3 protein-coding genes are annotated in these 4,651 nt (G+C 71.6%); 1 reads left to right on the top strand and 2 read right to left on the bottom strand.

Annotation, left to right across the window (positions count from 1 at the left end; all coding sequences use genetic code 11):
* Positions 1 to 2,682: ATP-dependent DNA helicase (locus tag EON91_RS13980; protein WP_292095943.1), on the bottom strand; the 2,682-nt coding region annotated here is incomplete at its 3' end.
* A gap of 93 nt (positions 2,683 to 2,775) precedes the next feature.
* Positions 2,776 to 3,585 (bottom strand): MBL fold metallo-hydrolase, encoded by an 810-nt coding sequence (locus tag EON91_RS13985; RefSeq protein WP_292095944.1) that lies wholly within the window; start codon positions 3,583 to 3,585, stop codon positions 2,776 to 2,778.
* Between the two features lie 176 nt (positions 3,586 to 3,761).
* Between EON91_RS13985 and EON91_RS13990 the strand changes: the two genes are divergently transcribed.
* A partial coding sequence (locus EON91_RS13990; protein ID WP_292095946.1) for a DEAD/DEAH box helicase occupies positions 3,762 to 4,651 on the top strand: 890 nt, incomplete at its 3' end.

A 4,651-nucleotide genomic window follows, 5' to 3' on the forward strand; every position in this document is an offset into this window, starting at 1 on the left:
GATGAAAACACCCCGGTCGTCGGCGCGGCGGATCAGGCGGCCGAACGCCTGGGCGATGCGGCCGCGCGCCAGGGCGTCGTCCCATGAGCGACCGCCGGAGCCGCTGCCGAACCGTTCGCGCCGCGCCTTGTGCAGCAGGTCGGGGCGGGGCCAGGGCACGCGATCGAAGGCCAGGACGCGCAGGGACCGGCCCGGCACGTCGACCCCGTCACGCACGGCGTCGGTGCCCAGCAGGCAGCTGTCCTGTTCCGCGCGGAACACGTCGACCAGGGCCCCGACCTCCAGCGGATCGACGTGCTGGGCGTAGAGCGGCACGCCCGCCCGCGCCAGTTCCGGCCCCAGCCGCTCATAGACCGCCTTCAGCCGGCGGATGGCGGTGAACAGACCCAGGCCGCCGCCGCCCGCCGCCAGGAACAGTTCGCGCATGGCCGCCGCGATCTGGCGCGGGTCGTCCTTGGTCAGGTCGTTGACGACGATGACCCGGCTGTTGGCGGCGTAGTCGAAGGGGCTGTCGACTTTCAGCGTGCGGGCCGGCTCGATCAGCCGTGCCGAGCCGGTGCGCATCCGCGCCAGGTCGAACGGATCTTCGGCCGCCGGGTCGGACAGGGTGGCCGAGGTCACCAGCACGCCGTGGGACGGCATGATGACGGCGGCTTCCAGCGGCACGGTCGGGTCGATCCAGTGGCGGCGCAGGGCCACGTCGTGGATGCGACCGAAGGCGGCCTCTGCCGACAGCCAATCGACGAAATCGGGGTCGGGGTCGGCCCCCGCCTCTTCCAGCGCGGCCAGCATGGAGCGCCAGCCCGGCAGGGTCATGCGCGCACGGCGGTCCAGCCCGCGCAGGGCCCCCTCGATACGGGCGCGGGCGGCGCCGTCCAGTTCGGCCGCCTCTTCGTCCAGAATGTCCTCCAGATGCCGCGACAGGGCCAGCAGCGGCGCCTCGACGGCGGCGATGGCGCGGGCGGCGTCGCGGGCGGTTTCCAGCACCGGATCGGTGACGGGGCGCAGGGCGCATTCCAGCCCGAACTCGGTCCCGCCGCTTTCGGCCGCGCGGGCGCGCAACTGCTCCAGCGCGGCGACCAGAAAGCGCTCGATCGGGCCGATGGGGTTCACCTCGCCCGAGGCGGGGGCGATGCGGCCCGACACGCCCTCGCCCGGCAGTTGGGCGGCGGCGGCCATGGCGTCCTTCAGCGATCTGGCGGCGGCCTCGTTGTCGGCGCACAGGTCGCCGAGGCGTTGCTCCAGCCCGCGCCCGCGACGACCGCGCCCCTCGGGTCCCCGGATCCATCGGCGCAGCTCGGCGGCTTCCTGACCGGACAGGGCGGCGGAGAAGGCGCTGTCGGCGGCGTCGAACAGGTGGTGACCCTCGTCGAAGACGATGCGCTTCAGCGCCGCCGTCTCGCCGTCCTGCTTCAGGCCGCGCGCGGTGCGGGCGCCGTCGAAGGCGGCCTGGGTCATGACCAGGGCGTGGTTGGCGACGACAAGATCGGCCCTGCGGCTGGCGCGGATGGTCTTTTCGACGAAGCACAGGCGGTAGTGGGGGCAGGCGGCGTGGACGCATTCGCCGCGTCGGTCGACCAGATTGGCGGGGCTGGCCTGATGCGCGGGCATGACGGCGAACAGGCCGGGCAACCAGCCGGGATAGTCGCCGCCGGTCATGTCGCCGTCGCGGCTGTACAGGGCCCAGCGGCTGGCCAGCGCCATGCCGATCAGGTCGCCGTTCCCCAGCTGGGCCGCCTGAACCATGTCCTGCAGGTTCAGCAGGCACAGATAGTTCTCGCGCCCCTTGCGGACGACGGTCTTCTTGCGGCGCTCGGCTTCGTCGGGCCACAGGGCGCGGCTTTCGCGGTCGATCTGGCGTTGCAGGGCGCGGGTGTAGGTCGAGACCCAGGCCGCGCCCTGATTGCGCTCGGCCCACAGGCTGGCGGGGGCCAGATAGCCCAGGGTCTTGCCGGTGCCGGTGCCCGCCTCGGCCAGCAGGACGCGGGGGCGGCCCTCTTCGTTGCGGGGGGAAAAGGCGAAGGCGGCCTCGGCGGCATAGTCGGACTGGGCCGGGCGGGTTTCGTCCAGACCCGAGGCCTGAAGCAGCTTCTCCAGCCGGATGCGGGCGGATTCGCTGTCGACGGGGGCCGAGCCCGCCTCGCCGCGCGGGGCCTCGTCCTCCCACTCCGCCAGCCGGGACCAGACATCGAGGCCCGAACCGCGATGCTGGCGGTCGCGCAGCGGGGCGGCGCGCAGGGCGTCCAGCACGCGCGGTCCCCAGGCCCAGCCGGCGCGCTCCAGCGTCTGGGCCAGGGTGTAGGCGTCCTCGCGCTGGGGATAGGCGGGATCGGCCAGTTCGGTCAGCAGCGTCGCCGCCGCGTCGCGCAGGGCCTGCGCCTGGGGCTCGGCGCCCCTGGGCTCGGTCCCGCCCAGCGCCAGGGCCAGGCCGCTGGGCGAGGGCGCGCAGAAGCGGGCGGGGCGGACGAAGGCGTACAGTTCCAGCACGTCCAGCAGGTCGGCGGAGCGCGGCGGTGGCGCCAAGCCCAGCCGCCGGGCGGTCAGGCTGGCGTGGGCGACCAGCACGGGGCCGGTGGTCAGCGCCGCCTCGGCCGCGCCGCGCCCGATCTTGCGTGCGCCCGCATCATCACAGATCGCCCCCGCCCCCGGCGGCGTCGCCAGGGCGGGGGGTAGGTCGAGCACGAGGGGCGCTCGTGTCGTCGATGCAGGAGAGGTCAGGGACTCGGTGGGCACGCCCCTAGATAGCGCCTGTGGTCGCGAAACGGAACGGGAACGTCAGCTTGTCGCGCCCGCGTGGATGTTGGCGCGCAGCGCGGGCTCTAGCAGCTTGGGCGGGGGCAGGGTGGCGTCGCGGGCGGTGCGCATGGCGACAAAGGCGGCCTGATCGCGGCCGGCGCCGACGTGGATGTTGTCGGCGCGCTCGGCGGCGACGGTGGTTTCCCAGCGGAAGTCGGCGCGACCGTCCTTGGGCAGATAGTCGTGCCCGACGAAGACGTGGGTGTCGTCGGGCAGGGCCAGGATGCGGTGGATGGAGTGATACAGGGTCGCGGCGTCTCCGCCGGGGAAGTCGGCGCGAGCGGTGCCGAAGTCGGGCATGAACAGGGTGTCGCCGACGAACACCGTGTCGCCGATCCGATAGCTGACGCAGGCGGGCGTATGGCCCGGCGTATGGATGACTTCGACCGAAAGGTCGCCCAGGGCGAAGCGGTCGCCGTCGGCGAACAGACGGTCGAACACCTCAGGACCCGGCGTGGGCAGGGCGAAACGGTCGGCGAAGGTCTGCTGCACCTCGATGATGCGGGCGCCGACGCCGATAGCTGAGCCGGTGCGGCGGCGCAGATAGTCGGCGGCCGACAGGTGGTCGGCATGGGCATGGGTCTCCAGCAACCAGACGATGGTCATGCCCTGCCGTTCGGCTTCACGCAGGACGGCGTCGGCCGAGGCGGTGGAATCGGCGCCGCTGGCCGGATCGTGGTCCAGCACCGGGTCGATGATCGCCGCCGCCTTGGTAGCGGGATCGGCGACCAGATAGGTGACGGTGTTGGTGACGGGATCGAAGAAGGCCTGAACGGTCGGTTGGGTCATGGCGGTCTCCTGAGCGGTGTCAGAATACGACTGTCGTTCGTCACGGCAAAGGATGAAACGGAACGGGAACATGCTATAGGCCTGTCGTGACGGCCCCCGACACTGCAACGCTTGCGCCCCTGTTCGCCGACTGGTTCGTCCGTCGGGGTTGGTCGCCGCGTCGGCATCAGCTGGAGATGGTGGCGGCGGCGCAGGCGGGCGAACACGCCCTGCTGGTGGCGCCGACGGGGGGCGGCAAGACACTGGCCGGCTTCCTGCCAAGCCTGATCGAACTGGCCGAGCGGGGACCGAGGCCGACGACGGGGCCGGGCAGCGGGGTGCACACCCTGTATCTGTCGCCGCTGAAGGCGCTGACCACCGATGTCGAGCGCAACCTGATGACGCCGATCCGCGAGATCGGGCTGAACATCCATGTCGAGAGCCGGACCGGCGACACCAAACAGTCGAAGAAACAGCGACAGCGCGACTTTCCGCCCGACATCCTGCTGACCACGCCCGAACAGTTGGCGCTGTTCTGCGCCTGGGAAGGGGCGCGGGGGTATTTCGCCGACCTGAAATGCGTGGTGCTGGACGAGGTGCACGCGATCTGGAGCGGCAAGCGGGGGGATCTGCTGTCGCTGGGATTGGCGCGGTTGCAGTCGTTCGCGCCGGGAATGCGGCGGGTGGCGTTGAGCGCGACGGTCGATGATCCGGCGATGATCGCGGACTGGCTGAAACCTCACCCTTCTCCCCTCGGGGGAGAAGGTGGCGTGCGCAGCATGACGGTTGAGGGGGACGGTTCGGACACCCTGCGGGCGTCCAGCCTGGAGCAGACCATCCCCTCATCCGAGCCGCTTCGCGGCCCACCTTCTCCCCCGAGGGGAGAAGGCAAGGTCACCATCGTCCTGGGCGATCCCGGCGCGCCGCCTGTGGTGGATGTGCTGGTCAGCGAGGGGCATGTGCCCTGGGCCGGGCATACCGGCGCCCACGCCATTCCGGAGGTCTACGCCGCCATCAAACAGGCGGGTATGGCGCTGATCTTCGTCAATACGCGCTGGCAGGCCGAGTTCGTCTTCCAGTCCCTGTG

Origin of the sequence: Brevundimonas sp., from assembly GCF_004210735.1 — a bacterium.
In the GTDB taxonomy this organism is placed as follows: Bacteria; Pseudomonadota; Alphaproteobacteria; order Caulobacterales; family Caulobacteraceae; genus Brevundimonas.

Bases quoted from the DNA above. Each gene is read 5' to 3' on its own strand.
- EON91_RS13985 (WP_292095944.1), bottom strand. From the start codon at position 3,585: ATGACCCAACCGACCGTTCAGGCCTTCTTCGATCCCGTCACCAACACC.